The following is a 17,010-nucleotide window of genomic DNA, read 5'->3' on the forward strand; positions in this document are numbered from 1 at the left end:
GGTTTGGTAGATGTATTATCGCAAAATGAGATTGATGCTTTACTTGCGGCTCTATCTTCGGGCGAAATGGACGCCGAGGAATTGAAAAAGGAAGAGACTCAGAGGAAAATCAGATCCTATGATTTTAAACGGGCCGTTCGGTTCTCGAAGGATCATATTCGCAGCTTGACACGGATTCATGAGAATTTTGCCCGCTACCTTACCACCTATTTTTCGGCGCAACTTCGTACTTTTGTGCAGATTAATGTGGTACAGGTGGAACAGCTTCCTTATGACGAGTTTATCCGCTCAATACCGAAGATGACGATTCTTAACATTTTTGAAGCGGAACCGCTGGAAGGCCGGATGGTGCTTGAAGTTCACCCTAACGTGGCTTTTGCTATGCTGGACAGACTGCTTGGCGGGATGGGGATTGCACCTTCCAAGATCGGTTCATTGACAGAGATCGAGACGATCATCATGGAGAAGATATTCAGCCGCGCGTTTGACAGCCTCCAGGAGGCTTGGAAGACCGTGATTGATATCCAGCCACGAATGGAGGGGCTCGAGACGAATCCGCAGTTCATGCAGATTGTGTCTCCTAACGAGACGATCGCGCTTATCTCGCTGAGCACAAAGATCGGCGATACCTCCGGGATGATCAATTTATGCATACCACATGTGGTTATCGAGCCAATTATGCCGAAGCTGTCAGTCCATCACTGGTTCGTATCGCAGAAGAAGTCGCGGGCACCGGAGGAGATGGATGCGCTGCGCAACCGGGTCAGCAAAGCGAATTTGCCGATTATCGCGGAGTTAGGCGAGTCGAACATCACAGTGCGCGAGTTCTTGGAACTATCCGCAGGCGATGTGATCTCCTTGAACAAATCGGTTCAAGAGGGACTGGCTATTCGCGTCGGAGACAGATTGAAATACATCGGCAGCCCGGGTACGCTCAAAGATCGGGTAGCTGTTCAAATTGATGAAATTGTCAGCGAAGGAGTTGAGGAGCTTGACGAGTAAAGATTATTTATCCCAGGAAGAGATTGACGCCCTTCTAAAGCAGGCTAATCAGGATACACCCACTGAACCCACAGTATCGGATTATTTGACGCCGCTTGAGCAGGATGCGCTGGGCGAAATTGGCAACATTACATTCGGAAGTGCGGCGACCGCGCTGTCCACATTGTTAAGCAAGAAGGTTGACATTACAACCCCTAAAGTATCGATTATTACACGCTCTCAATTTGAATCCGAATTTCCTAAACCGCATGTTGCTGTTCATGTGCAATATGTTGACGGGTTTGAAGGAATGAATTCACTGGTTATTAAGACCAGAGATGCTCAGGTTATCGCCGATCTGATGCTCGGAGGCGACGGCAATCCGGCAGAAGAGGAATTAAATGAAATTCATATTAGCGCCGTTCAGGAAGCGATGAACCAGATGATGGGCTCGTCGGCCACATCCATGTCAACGATTTTCAACCGTTTCGTGAACATCTCGCCGCCGGGCATCGATATTCTGAATATGACGAACGGTACGGGAATCAACAATCTGCCATCCGATGAGATATTGATCAAAGTATCTTTCCGACTGACCATTGGCGATCTGATCGATTCTACGATCATGCAGCTATTGACGGTGAAATTCGCCAAGGAAATGGTGGAAAGCTTGATCAATGGTTCCGTCTCGGAGCCAGTTAAGCAGGAGACTGCAGCAGCTGCGGCACCGCCGGCACCAGCTTATGAGCCGCCAGCGCCAGCCTATGAGCCACCTGCGCCTACATATACGGCGCCGCCAATGTCGTCTCAGCCTATGCCCCAGCAGCAAGGATATTATTATCCGCCGCAGGAACGGCCTATGGCTGAACCGCAGCATTTCGGAACGGTACCGGGACGTAATTTGAACGTTCAACCGGTGCAATTCGCTAACTTTGGAAATCCAGCTTTAGGTCATATAGATGAAAATAATTTAAACTTACTGATGGACATTCCCCTTAAAGTCACCGTAGAATTAGGAAGGACCCAAAAGCAAATTAAGGATATCTTGGAATTGTCTCAGGGTTCGATTATTGAGCTGGATAAGCTCGCCGGTGAGCCCGTGGACATTCTGGTGAACAACAAGCTGATTGCGAAGGGTGAAGTCGTGGTCATCGATGAGAACTTTGGCGTTCGCGTTACAGATATCGTTAGCCAATGGGATCGAATACAAAAATTACAATAGTAGAGCTTAGGGAGGATTTTAAAGCAATGGCAAACCGAATTCTAATCGTAGACGATGCAGCATTTATGAGAATGATGGTCCGTGATATTTTAACGAAGAACGGGTTCGAGGTTGTTGGTGAAGCCCAGGATGGGGCACAGGCTATCGAAAAATACAAGGAATTGCATCCCGATCTGGTTACGATGGATATAACAATGCCTGAGATGGACGGGATTGCAGCATTGAAGGAAATCAAGAAAATGGATCCGAATGCAAAAGTAATCATGTGCTCAGCGATGGGACAGCAGGCGATGGTTATCGATGCGATTCAAGCTGGTGCCAAGGATTTCATCGTTAAGCCGTTCCAATCTGATCGGGTAATCGAAGCGATCAACAAAACCCTGGGAATATAGGTCGCGTCATGCCTTCGACACAGACGGATTCCCAGTTACCAGGCGGTGATATTAATCTTTGGGGAAATCTGACGATGGTAATTGTTGTTCTGGCCATTATCATTGTTTTAATCGTTGTCTTAATCCGTTTTTTAGGCAGGAAGAATCGCTTTTTGTCGCAAAGTCGATCGATCCGCACTCTGGGAGCTATCGGTCTAGGGCCAAATAAATCGCTGCAGGTCATAGAGATCGGCAGCAGTATTTATCTGGTTGGTGTAGGTGAGGACATTTCCATGGTCGATAAAATTTCCGACCCTGAAGAAGTCATTCTTTTACAGCAGGCGTTTGAAGAAGAGGGGACCGAGTTTGCCGGACTGACTACTGTCTTTTCTGGACTCGTCTCCCGCTTCCGCAAAGGGAATGTGGTGCAGGAGGAAGAGCTGGATGAATCAGCTTTTCATGAGATGTTCCACGCTCAATTGCAGAAGATGCCGAATCGCAAGCGGCAAATGCAGGAGCTGCTGAAGGATCAGCAGCAACAATCTACAGATCGGTTGAGGGATTCATGAAGAACAAAGTTATTATAATAAGCTTGGCTCTGATGCTCCTGAGTGTCTTTGCTGTAACCGTGGCTTCCGCAGCTCCGACCGATCCGATTCCAGATGTGAATATTCAAATCGGCAATTCTGATGGCGCATCGGGTACAAGCTCTCTATCTCTTATACTGCTTATTACAGTTTTAAGTATCGCTCCTGCGATTCTAGTACTGATGACGAGTTTTACGAGAATTGTGATCGTGCTTGGCTTCGTGCGTAACTCGCTTGGAACGCAGCAGATGCCTCCTAACCAAGTGCTGGTCGGGCTTGCGCTTTTTTTAACGCTATTTGTCATGAGTCCTACCTTGTCTACTGTAAATGAGGTAGCTCTACAGCCCTATATCAAAGGGGAAATCTCTCAGACTGAAGCGCTGGATAAAGCAGCAGTCCCGATGAAGAAATTTATGTACTCGCATACTAGGCCTAAGGATCTACAGTTGTTTATGAGCTACACGAAGACGGCCAAGCCGGAGAAATATGAGGATATTCCGATCAGTGTTATGGTACCGGCGTTCGCCATCAGCGAGTTGAAGACGGCTTTTCAAATGGGATTCCTGATTTATATTCCATTCCTGATCATCGATATTGTAGTAGCCAGCGTCCTCATGGGGATGGGGATGATGATGCTTCCTCCGGTCATGATCTCGTTGCCATTTAAGATATTGCTGTTCGTGCTTGTTGACGGTTGGTATCTGGTCATCAAATCGCTGCTTACCAGTTTTGTTACATAGCATTATTACATCTATGATTAAACGTATGCAGTGGATGCGGGGGATTCCCCGCCTGATTCGCGAGTTAAGAGGGGGGAAGACGGTTCATGAGTTCGGAATTTATTATCGGTTTGGCCGGACAAGCCGTTTATACCGTTCTGAAGGTAAGTGCACCGATGCTCCTGATTGGTCTATTGGTTGGGCTTATCGTCAGTATATTTCAGGCGACGACGCAGATTCAGGAGCAGACACTGGCCTTTATTCCAAAAATCGTTGCCGTATTAATTAGCTTGCTAATATTCGGCCCATGGATTCTGTCAACACTCGTTGATTTCACCTATGGGATTTTGAATAATCTTGCCAATTACATTAGTTAGGCCGGTACGACATGGATATTATTTTGCAAAGTGCTTCTGTCTACATGCTGATTTTTTGTCGAATGACAGCCTTTTTTGTAGTTTCACCGATATTTTCATCGCGGAGTGTCCCAAACAGTTACAAGATTGGGTTGTCGGCGATCATAGCCGTCTTCATTTTGCTTATACAGGGAACGAATCAGGCGGTGCCCAGTGATCTTAGCTATTTATTGGTCGTGATTCGGGAAATCCTGATTGGGCTTTTAATGGGTTATGTAGCTACGTTACTGTTCACGGTTATTCAGATGGCTGGCTCTTTTATTGATATACAGATCGGCTTTGGGATCGTTAATGTGCTTGACCCGGTTACGGGCTCCAGTGTACCGGTAATCGGCAATCTGAAGTATGTATTTGCGACGCTGATCTTCTTTAGTATGAACGGCCATCACTATTTACTTGATGCGGTAATTCGCAGTTACAATTGGATTCCGTTATCAAATGAAGCGTTTCAAAGAATTTACAATGGGAATCTGTCTGAATTTTTAATGACTACGTTCAGTCAGGCATTCATGCTCGCTTTTCAGATGGCTGCACCGCTTGTGGTTGCTTTATTTGTGACAGATGTGGCCCTAGGGTTTCTAGCTCGAACAGCGCCCCAATTCAATGTGTTTGTAATCGGCATTCCGCTCAAGATCTTGGTAGGTCTGGCGATGCTGCTTCTCCTGATCCCCAGCTTCATCTATGCGTTTGAGCATTTGTTTGAGGTGATGTTCCGGGCGCTGCACAATTTGTTTGCTACCATCGGAAAGGCGCCGCAGTAAGGAGGAGAATCGCAGGTGGCATATCGGATAAAGCTGGATTTGCAGCTGTTCTCTGGGGAGAAGACGGAGAAAGCGACTCCGAAGAAAAAGCAGGATGCAAGAAAGAAAGGGCAGGTTGCAAAAAGTCAGGATCTGTCCGGAGCGGCTATCCTACTCTCTTCATTTCTGAGCCTGCTTATCTTTGGCGGATATATCAAGGAACGAGTTGTCTTCATGTTCTCTGATGTATACTATCACCGTTTACAAATGAATGTGACGAGCGAAAATGTGATGGTCATGTTCGGTGATTATGCCATTCAGATACTGCTCACGCTGGCGCCGGTTTTCCTCGTTGCTGTGGTGATGGCGATTATTGTCAACTACGCACAGGTCGGGTTTCTGTTGACCGGTGACCCGCTAAAGATGAAGTTCAGCAAGATCGATCCGATCAAAGGTTTCAAAAATATATTCTCGATGCGCTCGCTCGTTCAGTTTCTGAAATCGATATTGAAGCTTATTATTATAGGCTTTCTGGTATATTCGACGATTTGGGGCACTAGAGACCAGATTGCATCGCTTAGCTATGTTCCGGTACAGGAAGCTTTTCATTTTACGGCTCAATTGACGATGAGTCTCGGCCTGAAGATTGCGGCGGCGTTGTTTGTGCTTGCAGTCCTGGATTATATTTATCAGAAATACGAACACGACAAGAGCTTGAAGATGTCCAAGCAAGACATTAAAGACGAGTATAAGAAAATGGAGGGCGATCCGCTCGTCAAAGGGAAAATCCGTGAGCGGCAAAGACGGATGGCCTTGCAGCGGATGATGCAGGAAGTGCCAAAGGCGGACGTGATTATTACAAACCCGACGCACTTTGCTGTAGCACTCAAATATGATGGCACGCAGATGGATGCACCGAAAGTAATAGCAAAAGGTCAAGATTATGTAGCTCTGCGTATCAAGGAGATCGCCAAGGAGCATGGCGTAATCACGATGGAAAATAAGCCGTTAGCACGCGCCCTTTTCCAGAGAACCGAAATCGGCGATTCGATACCTGCGGATCTGTTCCAAGCCGTAGCCGAAGTGCTGGCATATGTATATAGATTACAAGGCAAAGTGAAATAAGCTCTCGGATCGGAGGAAGACCGGTGAAGAAGTTCAAAGATCTGTTCATATTAGTGGGGATAATCGGTATCGTTCTATTGATGATCGTTCCCATCCCGACATGGCTACTGGACATTCTTCTCATCATTAATATATCGCTCTCGCTCACGATTTTGCTAGTGGCGATGAATACACGGGAAGCTCTGCAGTTCTCAATCTTCCCGGCAATGCTGCTCATTACGACTCTGTTTCGGCTTGCGCTTAACGTATCGACGACCAAGCTGATTCTGGGGCAGGCCAAAGCCGGACATGTGGTTGCTACATTTGGCTCTTGGGTGGCACAGGGGGAACCGGTTGTCGGTTTTGTCGTCTTCCTGATTCTGGTGGTTGTACAGTTTATCGTTATTACCAAAGGTTCGGAACGGGTTGCAGAAGTAGCCGCGCGCTTCACCTTGGATGCAATGCCAGGGAAGCAGATGAGTATCGATGCCGACCTTAACGCCGGCTTGATTAACGAGCAGCAGGCCCGTGAACGCCGCAGAAAGATTGAGCGCGAAGCTGACTTTTACGGAGCGATGGACGGTGCCAGTAAGTTTGTCAAAGGTGATGCAATCGCCAGTATCATTATCTTGCTGATCAATTTGATCGGTGGATTTATTATCGGAATGACGATCCACAAGATGGATTTTCAGTCATCATTAGGGACCTATTCCTTGCTGACTATCGGAGACGGACTCGTTAGTCAGATTCCGGCGCTGCTGATTTCAACGGCGTCGGGCCTGATCGTTACCCGCGCTTCTTCGGAAGGCAATCTTGCCGAAGATATTACGAGTCAGTTGTTTACATATCCGAAGCTGATCTACATCGTAGCAGGCACCATTACAGTGCTTGGCCTGTTTACGCCGATCGGTCCGTGGACTACGCTTCCTTTTGCGGCTCTTCTGTTGTTCGCGGCAAGGCGAATGCAGAAGAATATGAATAAGAAGCAGATCGAGCAGGAGCAGCAGGAGGAGGAGCAGCAAATCGAAGAAGTACGCAGCCCAGAGAGCGTCATCAACTTGCTTCAGGTCGATGCTATCGAATTTGAATTCGGTTATGGGCTCATCCCGCTCGCTGATACAGCTCAGGGTGGCGATTTGCTTGACCGAATTATCATGATTCGACGGCAATGTGCACTGGAGATGGGCTTAATCGTTCCGGTGATTCGAATTCGCGACAATATTCAACTAAAACCGAATGAATATGTCATAAAAATTAAAGGAAATGTCGTTGGCAGTGGTGAATTATTACTTAATCACTATTTGGCAATGAGCCCGGGGATGGATGATGATTCCATCACAGGCATTGAGACGAAGGAACCAGCCTTTGGGCTGCCAGCACTATGGATTAATGAGGCGACCAAGGATCGCGCCGAGCTAGCCGGCTATACTGTAGTGGATCCGCCATCGGTTGTTGCTACGCATCTGACGGAGTTAATTAAGGGACATGCCCACGAATTGCTGGGACGTCAGGAGACGAAGGCTTTAATCGACAACCTGAAAGAGAATTACGCGGTTCTTGTCGATGAATTGATCCCATCTGTACTATCGATCGGCGATATTCAAAAGGTATTGGCTAAGCTGCTCCGAGAGAAAATATCAATCCGCGACTTGGTAACGATATTTGAAACTTTGGCTGATTACGGAACCTATACGAAGGATCCGGAAATTCTGACCGAATATGTCAGACAAGCACTCTCACGGCAGATTACTCAGCAATATTCACAGCAGGGAGAGACCATGCGCGTCATTACGGTAGGACCTTCGCTGGAGAAGAAAATTGCCGAGAGCGTACAGCAAAGTGAGCATGGAAGCTATCTCGCTATGGATCCTACCTCCAGTCAGACGCTTTTCCAGAAGCTGTCTGAGCAGGTTAACCGTCTGATTCAATCCGGCCAACAGCCAATCGTGCTCACATCGCCAACGATCCGCATGTATTTACGGCAGATTATTGAGCGGAGTATGCAGGATATACCGGTATTGTCCTATAGTGAACTGGAACCGAATGTTGAAATTCAAAGCGTCGGAGTGGTGAACTTATGAGAGTAAAACGGTATGTCGTCGATACGATGCCTGATGCAATGCAGAAAATACGAGATGAGCTTGGAGTAGACGCTGTAATATTAAGCACGAAAGAGATGAAAATCGGCGGGTTTATGGGCATGTTCCGTAAGAAAAGGATAGAAGTGGTGGCGGCTTCCGAAGGTAACGATACAGGGGCAGCTAGAAAAGGAGTTAGCCGCCCGTCCTCTCCCCCTCTAAGACCGATGACTAAATCTTTTGCGTCGGATGTTTATATGAAATCCAGTGAATCAATGCCGGCTTCTGTAGGAAGTGTACCACAACGCCCGAAGCTGCCGGCAGAGGTGGATAATCCGGTTCTGAGCAGAGCGTTTGATGTCCTTCATGAAGCGAGTGCGACATCCGCACGAAGGGCCGAGAACGAGATTACCCAGGTCAGGACATCCGAACCGAGGCTGACGGAGGAGCAACGCCCTCCTTCGGCCTCAACCGGATTATACACGACTAATAGTCCTAGAGAGGAACGTTTGCTGGAAGAAATTCGTGAAATGAAAACCTGGCTGGAACAATTGGCTAAGCAGCAGAAGGAAAACCGTGAGTTGCCGGAGCCGTTAAGCGCATTTCAGAACCGGCTGCTATGCAAGGAATTTTCGCCACAGCTGGTCGAAGCCTGGGTGGACAAGGTGTACGATAGATGGCTTGACTCGAAGGAGTCCATGTCTGAAGACGAATTAATGGAGGAAATCCAAAGCTGTGTGTCAAGTTCATTGGAAGGGCGCTTAGACGGCGGAATTGGCGAGCATACGCGCATTGTCTATATTGCCGGGCCAACCGGGGTCGGCAAGACAACAACGATCGCTAAGCTAGCGGCGGATCAGATCTTCCGGGCACGTAAAAAAGTAGGCTTCATCACCGCTGATACGTACCGCATTTCCGCGGTTGAACAGCTCAGGACGTATGCTTCGATCCTGAATGTACCCATCGAGGTCGTACAGTCGCCGGGCGATGTGCAGAGAGCGTTTCAGCGACTTGAGCAATGCGATATCATCCTCATGGATACGGCTGGACGCAACTATTTAAATGAGATTCATGTGGCAGAGCTGCATAGTCTGCTTAACACTACCGAGAACAGCGAGACCTACTTGGTCCTTAGCCTAACTTCCAAGACGCAGGATATGGAGAGAATCACCGAGCATTTCAGCAGGTATGGATTGAAGAAGGTCATCTTCACGAAGCTGGATGAGACTGAAAGTGTAGGGCCGATGTTTAACTTACTGGAGGATTATCCTGTCTCCATGTCTTACATCACCAATGGTCAAAACGTCCCTGATGATCTGCTGGTCGCGGATTCGAAATTCATGATTGATCTCGTCATGGGAGCTGGCAGAGCATGAGTGATCAAGCCCAGGCATTAAGAAAGCTAGTCTCTTCTTATAGGGGGCTTGCAGAGGGTTCCGGCAAGAAGCGAACAGCACGTGTATTGACGGTCAGCAGCGGGAAGGGTGGTGTGGGCAAGTCCAATTTCACGCTTAATTTTGCACTCGCTCTCAAATCCTTAGGCAGGAAAGTGCTAGTGTTCGATGCGGACATCGGTATGGCTAACATAGATGTGCTTATGGGGGCGAGGCCAAAGTATAATCTCTATCATCTGTTAAGAGGCGAGAGAAAGATGTCGGAGATTGTTGAGCTGGGAACGTTGGGGCTTCCCTTTGTCGCAGGAGGATCGGGTCTGGCGGACCTATTTTTATTATCGGAAGCAGATCTGAATTATTTCACATCACAGATTGAGATTGTGGCTGAAGAGATGGACTTCATTATTTTTGATACAGGTGCCGGACTTTCCAAGGAGACGTTAAAGTTTATAACAGCGGCGGATGAATGTCTGGTTGTAACTACTCCGGAGCCGACCTCGATTACGGATGCTTATGCTTTGATCAAAGTCGTGCATGGGTTGGACGAACAGGTTAATTTTCGGCTCGTAGTAAACCGTGTGAACGGTGAGAGTGAAGCGAGACAGGTCGCTGATAAAATCTCGCTTGTCTCACGCCGCTTTCTTGAGCTTGAGATTCCGATGCTTGGTTATTTGAGGGATGACACCCATGTCATGCAGGCAGTAAAAGGGCAGACCCCATTTATTACAGCTTTTCCCGCTAGTGCAGCAGCGCGCGATATTCAGCGCCTCGCTATGACTTACTTGAATGTTCCACGGAATAAACCGGATGATACTTTATCAGGAATCAAAGGATTTATGCATAAGTGGTTACGACGTGATAAGTGATTCTGAAAAAGAAGCTAAAGGTGGATGCGGGATGCGAGAAATGTCTTATCGGGTTATGGTGGTTGACGATTCGGGATTCATGCGCAAGATTATATCCGATTTGATTGAGCTGGACCCGGCATTTCAGGTCGTGGCTACGGCTGTTAATGGACGCGAAGCGATCGATAAAGTAGCGGAGCTGAAGCCTGACCTGGTTACGATGGATGTAGAAATGCCGGTAATGAACGGGCTGGAATCATTGAAAGTAATTATGAAGGATTATCCCCTGCCTGTCATTATGCTCTCCGGAATTAATGAAGAGGGCATGCGGGAGACCATCATGGCATTGGAACTGGGTGCTTTTGATTTCATCCGCAAACCGTTGGCGTCAACAAGCTCTTACGATATCGAGCAAGTCGGACGCGAGTTGCGAGAGCAGATGAAAGCGGCGATGCTGGCCAAGGAGAGAAGAGAGATGCGGCAGGCGGCGCTTGAGGCAAAGCTTCAGGAAGCGCGGACCCCAACGCCAGAACTGCCGATTATTCCGGCGAGCCGGAAGCGAAAATTGGAGCCGGATCGGCAGCCGGCAGGCCAGCCAGGTATAACCAAGCCGCAGGGGCAAGATACAGAGCCAACGCTCAGTCAACGCAATGGTAAACCGACGACAGTAGGGGAGCCGAAGAAGCAGGAGAAGCCGCAAGGCGTTGCGAAGGACGGCGGGGGAACAACGGGCGGTTCGAAGACAGTGAAGCAGCCGCTGCCGACAGCTCCTGTGGCTGCGGCAAAGGAGACCGCAGTGAAGCCGGGGCCGATAAAGAAGGTCAAGGAGACGAAGGCGAGAAAGCAGCTGATTCAAGTTTAGCCCTGCAACAGAGGGAGGAGAGCCATAGCCGTCAAGGAGACGAAGGCGAGAAAGCAGCTGATTCAAGAGCAGGCCCAGGAAGATCTGGATCGTCCACGGAGCCGCTCAAGAACCGGATTCACCGATCTCGTTGCTATCGGTACTTCAACCGGTGGCCCCAAAGCGTTAAAGGCTGTACTGGAGAAACTGCCAGCCGATTTTCCGGCACCGATCGTTATCGTGCAGCATATGCCTCCTAATTTTACAAAATCCTTGGCCCAGCGCTTGAACAGCCTGAGTGCCCTGAATGTTGTAGAGGCGGAGGAAGGAATGGAACTGCTTCCTGGCAGCGCGTATGTTGCACCAGGCGGACTGCATTTGAAAGTGGCTGCTGGCGCCGGCGGATCTTATCAGGCAACCCTGTCCAGCTTAGAAGCCTGCAATGGACATCGGCCATCGGTAGATGTGATGTTTGAATCTCTTCTGCCGTTGCAAGGGCTGAAGAAGCATATCGTATTGCTTACCGGAATGGGAAGCGATGGAGCAAGGTCGATGAAGCGTCTCTATGATGCAGGAGTCACATCGACGATTGCGGAGAGCGAAGAATCCTGCGTCGTATACGGGATGCCGCGTTCAGCGATTGAAATGGGATGTGTTAGCCAGATATTGCCGCTAGAGCAAATTGGCCCAAAGCTTGTACAGATTGTGAAATAACGGAATCTCTAGAAGGAGGTGCCTCACCATGGACATGAACCAATATTTATCCATGTTTATCGATGAGTCGAATGATCATTTGCAAGCATTAAACGAAAATATGCTGGAGCTAGAGCAAAGCCCCGATGATATCGGGATCGTGCAGGTTATTTTTAGATCAGCCCATACGCTGAAAGGGATGGCCGCAACGATGGGATTTGAGGACCTGTCATCTTTAACGCACCAGATGGAGAATGTACTGGACCTGGTTCGCAACGAGAAGCTGAAGATGCAGGATTATATTTTTGATACCTTGTTCCAAGGTTTGGACGCTCTACAGGCGATGGTACAGGATATTACCCAGGGTGGGGAAGGCAAGGCTGATGTCAGTTCGATTGTATCCTCGCTCCAGGCAATCGTACGCGGGGATTTCGCATCGAATGAAGCTCCTGCTGCAGCACTAACTGCAAGTCCGGCCTCGACTGGTGCCGAGATCAGTTTGGATCAATATCAATATTCGGTATTGGAACAATCGATCACCGAAGGCCACAGTGTTCTGTACATTAGTGTAGCCATCCGTGAAGATAGCCAGCTCAAGGCAGCGAGAGCATACATGGTGTTTGATCTGTTAGAACGTTATGGAGACATTGTTAAGTCGAGCCCTTCGGTTCAGGATATTGAGCAAGAGAAGTTCGATCGCAGTTTCTCTCTCTATTACATAACTCAAAAAGAAGCCCAGGAATTACAGAGCATGATTATGAATCTCTCAGAGATCGAATCTGCCGAAGTGATGCAGTTGGATCATGAGACGCTTAATCAGATCTCTGCCGGGGTACAAGAAGCAGCGGCCGCGGTGGTAGCTGAGCCTGCTCAGGAGGCAAATGCCGAGGATAAGGCGCCAAGCGCTGGCGCTGAAAAAGCGGCAGCTTCAGCGAAGGCCGAACCGAAAAAGGCGGCAGCCCATCTTTCAGCAGCGCCTTCAAGAACCATTCGGGTTGATATCGACCGGCTGGATGTATTGATGAACTTGCTAAGCGAATGGCTCATTGACCGTTCTCGTCTCGAGCAGCTTGCTAGCGAGGTCAAACGATCCGAATTAACTGAGACGGTTGAGCATATGAGCCGGGTTGGCAGCGATCTGCAAAATATCGTGTTGAAGCTGAGAATGGTACAGATTGATACGGTGTTCAATCGCTTCCCGCGTATGGTGCGGGATCTCGCCAAATCTTTAGACAAGAAGATAGATCTGATTATTACCGGTGCCGAGACTGAGCTTGATCGTACGGTCATTGATGAGATCGGCGACCCGCTTGTACACTTGCTCCGCAATGCGGTCGACCATGGTGTAGAGCAGACTGCGGAACGAATTACGGCCGGGAAGCCAGAGATCGGAACAGTCAATCTACGGGCTTTCCACAGCGGAAATCATGTCTTTATTGAGATTGAGGATGATGGACATGGTATTGACCGCAGCAAAATTTTAGCCAAAGCAATATCCAAAGGAATTGTCACCGAGAGCGAAGGCGCGGCGATGAAGGATGAAGAAGTCTTTATGCTGTTATTCGCACCTGGCTTCAGTACCGCAGAGATCATCTCCGATATTTCAGGCCGCGGTGTAGGACTTGATGTTGTGAAGACGAAGATAGAGTCGCTTAGCGGCGTAGTATCGGTGGAGTCCAAGCTCGGCAAGGGGACAAAATTCTCCGTCCAGCTTCCATTAACGCTATCTATTATCTCTGCGATGCTGATTAAGGTCGGATCTGAGAAATATGCGATTCCGCTATCATCAATTGTCGAGACCGGGCTTATTCAACGCAATCAAATTCGTCAGGTTCATGGCTACACGATGATTCCATACCGAGATGCGCATATTCCACTGTTATCGCTTGCTAACCTTTTCGAAGTGCCGGGGTATGATGAGGATGCGGAAGAGGAATCCGAAATTGTCGTTGTCCGCAAGGGTGATCGTCTAGCTGCTGTCACTGTGGAGGATTTCATCGGTCAGAGCGAGATTGTCATTAAGAATCTGGGCAAATATCTTCCGGCCATTCAGGGGATCGCCGGTGCGACAATCCTGGGGGACGGTCAAGTTGCACTGATCGTTGATCCGAATGCCTTCATTAAATAAGCTCATCTTATAGGTAGTTCAAAAAGTCCGCTTTTGTCAGCAATTATTTAAGGGGGAATTTCCATGGGAGAGGAATTGAAAGTAATCGTTTTTAAGCTGGGTGAAGAAGAGTACGGCATCGAGGTTAACAAAGTTCAAACCATCGAGCGTATGATGCCAATCACCCGTGTTCCTAAGACGTTCTCGTTCGTCAAAGGTGTGATCAATCTGCGCGGCGTTGTTATCCCTGTGATCGATTTGCGCGGGCGTTTCGGTCTGCCGGAGAGTGAATTTACCGATCAGACCCGAATTATTATTGTGACAGCGAATGAGATGGAGGTTGGCTTTATCGTCGATTCTGCCAATGATGTCATCGATATTAACAGTGATATTATCGATTCTCCGCCAGATGTAGTGGGCGGGGTCAAAGCCAAATATCTGCGTGGTGTTGCGCGTATTTCCGAAGAGCGCTTGCTTGTAATGCTGAATTTATCCGAGGTATTGAATCGCAGCGAGATTATCCAGCTGGAAAGCTTAGAGGGTTAAGCCTGTGGACTTATTCAATCATTTGGAAGAGTTCAAAATGGATGTGCTGAAGGAAGTAGGCAATATCGGTGCCGGCAATGCTGCTACGGCATTGTCCAGATTATTAAACAAACCGATAGATATGGCCGTTCCTAAAGTGCAGATGCTCCCATTCGAAGCCGTTTCGGATCGAGTAGGCGGAGCAGAGCAAGTCGTCTTGGCCATCTTCCTCCGTGTGGAGGGGGATGCGCCAGGCAATCGCTTCTTTATTCTCAGTCCTGAGGCGGCCAAAAAGCTGCTTCATCGTCTGGCCGGATTTGAAGTCGGTGATGGAGAGGACTTCTCTGAAATGGAATGGTCCGCACTCTCCGAAATCGGCAACATATTGGCCGGCTCCTATCTGTCCTCGCTTGCGGATTTTACGAGGCTGCAGATGACGCCGACAGTGCCTGCATTAGCGTTGGATATGGCCGGAGCTATTCTGAGCTATGGTCTGCTCCAATTCGGAGAGATGGGAGATTCCGCACTCTTGATCGATACAACCTTTATTGAAGGACAACATGAAGTTGAAGGCCAGTTTTTCCTTATCCCGGACCCAGAATCTTTTGCCAAAATATTCACTGCTCTAGGAGTGCCGCTGGACCATGATTGATGAACAGCAGGTTGTCAAGGTGGGCATGGCCGATTTGAATGTCATTTCCGGGCATGGTCTGATCCGGACAACCGGTCTTGGGTCCTGTGTTGGGTTAACGCTATATGATCCGGTCAAAAAAGTAGCCGGTCTGGCGCATGTTATGCTTCCTTCATCCGAGATCGCTCGGGAGGGAGCGTTGAACCTAGCAAAGTATGCTGATACGGCATTGGACAAGCTGTTGGAGGAAGTGCTGGCGATCGGGGCTTGCCAGAAACGACTCGTCGCCAAGATGGCCGGAGGAGCGCAAATGTTCTCTTTTGCCGGGGCTTCGGATTCGATGAGGATTGGGCCGAGAAATGTGGAGGCCTGCAAGGAGAGATTGCAGGAACTGGGGATATCATTAATTGCAGAAGATACGGGTGGAAATCACGGGCGTACGATTGAGTTAGATGTTGAGACAGGCACTTTATTTATAAGAAGTGTACAAAAGGGTGTAAAGGAACTGTAGCATATGACAGGGAAAATCCGTTACTTTTTGTTAATTGGCTTTATCGGCTTTTTGATTACTTTCGCGGTGTCCGCAGGCAATAATTTGTTCGCTACAAGCCTGATCCGGTCGCTTTTCGCCTTCGCGATTTGGTTCGCCCTTTCTTGGGCGGGAAGCTGGGTTATCGGCGTCCTTAAGGAGCTTCCGCCAGACGTGGAGGCTCAGGAAGAAGCGGCATTGGCTGCGGAACTCGGGAAAGGTGGCAATTTGGATCTAACAACTCCGGATGAAAGCAAGGAGATCGGTGACTTATTGAAGCAGGCTCCAGAAGGAGAGTTATCGGAACAACAGTTTACACCTCTTAATCCGCCAAGATTAGTGAAGACTACTGACGATAAAGCTCCGGAAGAGCTGGCTAAAGTCGTTCGTCACCTGACAGAACAATAAGGAGGGTGAGGGCAATTGCACGAGCGGAAGACATCCACTCTGAGTTATGCTGATGTTTGGGAGCAGTGGAAGGAACATGGCGATTTAGAGGCAAAGAAACAACTTATCGAGCGGTATTTGCATATTGTTGACTACGTTTCGGGACGTCTGGCCGTCGGCTTGCCGAAGAACGTCTCCAAGGATGATTTGTTCAGCAATGGGGTTATGGGATTGATCGATGCTGTCGAGAAATTCGACTACAAACGTGGACTCCAGTTTGAAACCTATGCTTCATGGAGAGTAAGAGGAGCAATACTGGACGGGCTTCGGCAAGGCGACTGGGTGCCTCGTTCCGTCAGAGAAAAGGCGAAGAAGATCGAAGAGGGTTATCAGCAGCTTGAGCAACAGTATCTGCGTTCGGTAACGGATGCGGAGATGAGCGATTACTTACAGATCAGTGAGAAAGAGTTTCAATCCATGCTTCAAGAAGTAGCAGTTATGACGCTATGCTCTCTCGAAGACCCGATTCGGGAAGAAGAATCTGAGACAAGGCTTACATTACTCGTTGACGAGAAGGCAAAAAACCCGGATTATAAGGTGCGGGAGTTCTTTTTGAAAGATTCGCTGACGAAGGGAATTGAGAAGTTGACCGAGAAGGAACGTACGGTGGTCTCTTTGTTGTATTATGAAGATTTGTCTTTGAGTGAGATCGCGGAGGTCATGTCATTATCGCCTTCACGGATTTCACAGCTTCATTCCAAAGCGATCCTAAGGCTTCGTGGAACTTTGGAAAAGCAGCGGGATTTGCTCATGTGTAATGATTAATGAAATATCATTTTC

The 17,010-nt window shown here is 48.5% G+C and carries 17 protein-coding genes and 1 pseudogene; all 18 read left to right on the forward strand.

Annotation, left to right across the window (positions count from 1 at the left end; genetic code table 11):
- The first annotated feature begins 3 nt into the window (after positions 1 to 3).
- On the forward strand, positions 4 to 1,002 hold the full coding sequence (gene fliM / locus DMN77_RS02105) for a flagellar motor switch protein FliM (protein ID WP_068780718.1): 999 nt from the start codon (positions 4 to 6) through the stop codon (positions 1,000 to 1,002).
- Positions 992 to 2,203 carry a flagellar motor switch phosphatase FliY gene (gene fliY, locus DMN77_RS02110; protein WP_068780719.1) on the forward strand — a complete coding sequence of 404 codons (1,212 nt, stop codon included), beginning with the start codon at positions 992 to 994 and terminating at the stop codon, positions 2,201 to 2,203. The genes fliM and fliY overlap by 11 nt, the downstream gene beginning before the upstream one ends.
- A gap of 26 nt (positions 2,204 to 2,229) precedes the next feature.
- A complete protein-coding gene (locus DMN77_RS02115) occupies positions 2,230 to 2,595 on the forward strand; it encodes a response regulator (protein WP_068780720.1) in 366 nt (121 codons plus the stop codon).
- A gap of 8 nt (positions 2,596 to 2,603) precedes the next feature.
- Complete coding sequence (locus tag DMN77_RS02120) at positions 2,604 to 3,143, forward strand: flagellar biosynthetic protein FliO (RefSeq protein WP_068780721.1); 540 nt, start codon at positions 2,604 to 2,606, stop codon at positions 3,141 to 3,143.
- Entirely contained in the window at positions 3,140 to 3,901 is a 762-nt protein-coding gene (fliP, locus tag DMN77_RS02125; protein ID WP_068780722.1) for a flagellar type III secretion system pore protein FliP, read from the forward strand. The genes DMN77_RS02120 and fliP overlap by 4 nt, the downstream gene beginning before the upstream one ends.
- Positions 3,902 to 3,987: 86 nt before the next feature.
- Positions 3,988 to 4,257 (forward strand): flagellar biosynthesis protein FliQ, encoded by a 270-nt coding sequence (fliQ, locus tag DMN77_RS02130; protein ID WP_068780723.1) that lies wholly within the window; start codon positions 3,988 to 3,990, stop codon positions 4,255 to 4,257.
- 11 nt (positions 4,258 to 4,268) lie between these two features.
- Entirely contained in the window at positions 4,269 to 5,057 is a 789-nt protein-coding gene (gene fliR / locus DMN77_RS02135; protein WP_068780724.1) for a flagellar biosynthetic protein FliR, read from the forward strand.
- A 15-nt stretch (positions 5,058 to 5,072) separates the two neighbouring features.
- Positions 5,073 to 6,161, forward strand: a complete 1,089-nt coding sequence (gene flhB, locus DMN77_RS02140; protein ID WP_068780725.1) for a flagellar biosynthesis protein FlhB — start codon at positions 5,073 to 5,075, stop codon at positions 6,159 to 6,161.
- Positions 6,162 to 6,184: 23 nt separating this feature from the next.
- Positions 6,185 to 8,221, forward strand: coding sequence for a flagellar biosynthesis protein FlhA (gene flhA, locus DMN77_RS02145; RefSeq protein WP_179013324.1), 2,037 nt, complete (start codon positions 6,185 to 6,187; stop codon positions 8,219 to 8,221).
- Entirely contained in the window at positions 8,218 to 9,594 is a 1,377-nt protein-coding gene (flhF, locus tag DMN77_RS02150; protein WP_068780726.1) for a flagellar biosynthesis GTPase FlhF, read from the forward strand. Before flhA ends, flhF begins: the two co-directional genes overlap by 4 nt.
- Positions 9,591 to 10,478: a MinD/ParA family protein gene (locus DMN77_RS02155; RefSeq protein WP_179013326.1), complete on the forward strand. Its 888-nt coding sequence runs from the start codon at positions 9,591 to 9,593 to the stop codon at positions 10,476 to 10,478. The genes flhF and DMN77_RS02155 overlap by 4 nt, the downstream gene beginning before the upstream one ends.
- Before the next feature lie 40 nt (positions 10,479 to 10,518).
- Positions 10,519 to 12,012: pseudogene (locus tag DMN77_RS02160) on the forward strand (protein-glutamate methylesterase/protein-glutamine glutaminase).
- A 28-nt stretch (positions 12,013 to 12,040) separates the two neighbouring features.
- Complete coding sequence (locus DMN77_RS02165) at positions 12,041 to 14,119, forward strand: chemotaxis protein CheA (protein WP_068780728.1); 2,079 nt, start codon at positions 12,041 to 12,043, stop codon at positions 14,117 to 14,119.
- A 63-nt stretch (positions 14,120 to 14,182) separates the two neighbouring features.
- Positions 14,183 to 14,644 carry a chemotaxis protein CheW gene (locus DMN77_RS02170; protein ID WP_068780729.1) on the forward strand — a complete coding sequence of 154 codons (462 nt, stop codon included), beginning with the start codon at positions 14,183 to 14,185 and terminating at the stop codon, positions 14,642 to 14,644.
- A 37-nt stretch (positions 14,645 to 14,681) separates the two neighbouring features.
- Complete coding sequence (locus DMN77_RS02175) at positions 14,682 to 15,275, forward strand: chemotaxis protein CheC (protein ID WP_218652844.1); 594 nt, start codon at positions 14,682 to 14,684, stop codon at positions 15,273 to 15,275.
- Positions 15,268 to 15,765, forward strand: a complete 498-nt coding sequence (locus tag DMN77_RS02180) for a chemotaxis protein CheD (protein WP_068780731.1) — start codon at positions 15,268 to 15,270, stop codon at positions 15,763 to 15,765. Before DMN77_RS02175 ends, DMN77_RS02180 begins: the two co-directional genes overlap by 8 nt.
- 3 nt (positions 15,766 to 15,768) lie before the next feature.
- A complete protein-coding gene (locus tag DMN77_RS02185) occupies positions 15,769 to 16,191 on the forward strand; it encodes a hypothetical protein (protein WP_068780732.1) in 423 nt (140 codons plus the stop codon).
- Positions 16,192 to 16,206: 15 nt separating this feature from the next.
- Positions 16,207 to 16,995, forward strand: a complete 789-nt coding sequence (locus tag DMN77_RS02190; protein WP_068780733.1) for a FliA/WhiG family RNA polymerase sigma factor — start codon at positions 16,207 to 16,209, stop codon at positions 16,993 to 16,995.
- Positions 16,996 to 17,010: the final 15 nt, after the last annotated feature.

This window comes from Paenibacillus sp. 79R4 (assembly GCF_013393165.1).
Lineage (GTDB): Bacteria > Bacillota > Bacilli > Paenibacillales > Paenibacillaceae > Fontibacillus.

What these genes read in the sequence shown, in the direction of transcription:
- DMN77_RS02115 (WP_068780720.1), top strand. Translation starts at nt 2,230, where the DNA reads ATGGCAAACCGAATTCTAATCGTAGACGATGCAGCATTTATGAGAATG.
- DMN77_RS02120 (WP_068780721.1), top strand. Translation starts at nt 2,604, where the DNA reads ATGCCTTCGACACAGACGGATTCCCAGTTACCAGGCGGTGATATTAAT.
- fliP (WP_068780722.1), top strand. Translation starts at nt 3,140, where the DNA reads ATGAAGAACAAAGTTATTATAATAAGCTTGGCTCTGATGCTCCTGAGT.
- fliQ (WP_068780723.1), top strand. Translation starts at nt 3,988, where the DNA reads ATGAGTTCGGAATTTATTATCGGTTTGGCCGGACAAGCCGTTTATACC.
- fliR (WP_068780724.1), top strand. Translation starts at nt 4,269, where the DNA reads ATGGATATTATTTTGCAAAGTGCTTCTGTCTACATGCTGATTTTTTGT.
- flhF (WP_068780726.1), top strand. Translation starts at nt 8,218, where the DNA reads ATGAGAGTAAAACGGTATGTCGTCGATACGATGCCTGATGCAATGCAG.
- DMN77_RS02155 (WP_179013326.1), top strand. Translation starts at nt 9,591, where the DNA reads ATGAGTGATCAAGCCCAGGCATTAAGAAAGCTAGTCTCTTCTTATAGG.
- DMN77_RS02165 (WP_068780728.1), top strand. Translation starts at nt 12,041, where the DNA reads ATGGACATGAACCAATATTTATCCATGTTTATCGATGAGTCGAATGAT.
- DMN77_RS02170 (WP_068780729.1), top strand. Translation starts at nt 14,183, where the DNA reads ATGGGAGAGGAATTGAAAGTAATCGTTTTTAAGCTGGGTGAAGAAGAG.
- DMN77_RS02175 (WP_218652844.1), top strand. Translation starts at nt 14,682, where the DNA reads ATGGATGTGCTGAAGGAAGTAGGCAATATCGGTGCCGGCAATGCTGCT.
- DMN77_RS02180 (WP_068780731.1), top strand. Translation starts at nt 15,268, where the DNA reads ATGATTGATGAACAGCAGGTTGTCAAGGTGGGCATGGCCGATTTGAAT.
- DMN77_RS02185 (WP_068780732.1), top strand. Translation starts at nt 15,769, where the DNA reads ATGACAGGGAAAATCCGTTACTTTTTGTTAATTGGCTTTATCGGCTTT.